The sequence below is a fragment of the Streptomyces diastatochromogenes genome (assembly GCF_002242805.1).
In the GTDB taxonomy this organism is placed as follows: Bacteria; Actinomycetota; Actinomycetes; order Streptomycetales; family Streptomycetaceae; genus Streptomyces; species Streptomyces diastatochromogenes.
Genome location: NZ_MCGQ01000214.1, coordinates 1 through 266, shown reverse-complemented (window position 1 = coordinate 266; position 266 = coordinate 1). Strand labels below are relative to the sequence as shown.

At 75.2% G+C, this 266-nt stretch carries 1 protein-coding gene; it reads right to left on the bottom strand.

The features are described 5' to 3' along the window. A partial coding sequence (locus BEK98_RS47680) for a MerR family DNA-binding protein (protein ID WP_143684312.1) occupies positions 1–266 on the bottom strand: 266 nt, incomplete at both ends.

The following is a 266-nucleotide window of genomic DNA, read 5'->3' as shown; positions in this document are numbered from 1 at the left end:
TGCTCGACGTCGGCGAGGTGCCGGTCGAGGAGTTCGGTGACGTGACCGCAGGGCGGATGGCCGCCGTCGCGGATAGCCAGGACGTCGCGGATCTCGGCGAGGCTGAGGCCGGCCGCCTGGGCGGAGCGGATGAAGCCGACCCGGGCCCGGGCGTGGGCCGGGTAGTCGCGGTAGCCACCCGATGTGCGGGGCGGGTCAGCCAGCAGCCCGGCCTGCTCGTAGAAGCGCAGGGTCTTGGGGGTGGTGCCGGTGGCGGCGGCGAGGGC